We start from the raw sequence: 1,294 nt of genomic DNA on the forward strand, positions 1-1,294 counted from the left end.
TAGACTACATGCTCCTGAACCTGCCACGAAGGGTCACCAAACCTGCCGTGATCTCTGTGGCTCAAGATGCAAGGAAAGCATGGCGCACAGTCGCACGTGAGGCTGCTGATATCGGCACAGCGGTTCATGCTGCCATTGAGACTTATCTCAAGACCGGGAAAGAGCCCAAGATCACCGGAGACGCAGCCGAGAACGCATTCCTCGCATACCTTGAGTGGGAAAATCAACACCACATAGACCCGATCTATGTGGAGAAGACCGTCTACTCCACCGGGTACGCTGGGACGGCGGATCTCATCTGCCACAAGGATGGCATCCCCACGCTCGTTGACTTCAAGTCAGCCAAGGGACACTTTCCCGAGTACGCCCTGCAAACCGCAGCATACCGACAAGCCTGGAATCACATGAGCATGAGTGATCCCCACGAGGTCATCGTAGAAGCACACGGGGTTCTGCGTCTCGACAAGGTGACGGGTATGCCTGAATACCGTGATCATAGCGAGAAGTACGAAAGAGACATACGCGCATTCGAATGTCTGAGAGAGTTCTGGTATCTCATGAGGGAGGAGCAAAACAATGGAAAGTAAGGAACTAACGGTAGTCAACATCGAAGACTATGCCATGACCACGGACCGCGTGGTCCACCAAGTCGCACTCATCCAGGATGTTATGAAGGCAGTGATGAAAGAGGGGGAACACTACGGCACCATCCCAGGAACACAGAAGCCGACCTTATATAAGCCAGGAGCTGAGAAGCTCGGTGTGACCTTCCGCCTCGTGCCAAGCTACGACATTAAGCAGAAGGATCTACCTGCCGGACATCGGGAATACATGATCGTCTGCACTTTAACCCACGGCCCGAGCGGTCAACTGGTCGCCCAAGGGCTCGGCGCTTGCTCAACCATGGAGTCCAAGTATCGTTACCGAAACAAAGGCAAAGAGTGCCCCATCTGCCAATCGGAATCCATCCGCAAAGGCCAAGAGCAATACGGTGGTGGGTGGTTCTGCTATCAGAAATCAGGTGGATGCGGCCGCAAGTTCAAGGATGGTGATGATCGCATTGAGATGCAAGTCACCGGAAAGGTCGAACACACGGACCCCGCAGATTACTACAACACGGTCCTCAAAATGGCCATGAAACGGGCTCATGTGAGCGCCATCCTTACCGCCACCGCATGTTCCGACATCTTCACCCAAGACTTGGAAGACTTGCCGAGTCATGCGATACCAAAAGTGGTTGAGGGTGAGGTCCTACCGAAGGAACCGCCCAAACCAGAGTCACCCCAAACCACGA

Annotated in this window: 2 pseudogenes; both read left to right on the top strand. The window is 54.0% G+C overall.

Annotated elements, in window-relative coordinates:
• Nucleotides 1-587, top strand: a pseudogene (locus tag HWQ67_RS18825) (hypothetical protein); the annotation flags it as partial.
• Nucleotides 577-1,294: pseudogene (locus HWQ67_RS18830) on the top strand (hypothetical protein); the annotation flags it as partial. The pseudogenes HWQ67_RS18825 and HWQ67_RS18830, both read left to right, overlap by 11 nt.

The sequence above is a fragment of the Candidatus Magnetobacterium casense genome, assembly GCF_019173545.1.
Lineage (GTDB): Bacteria > Nitrospirota > Thermodesulfovibrionia > Thermodesulfovibrionales > Magnetobacteriaceae > Magnetobacterium > Magnetobacterium cryptolimnobacter.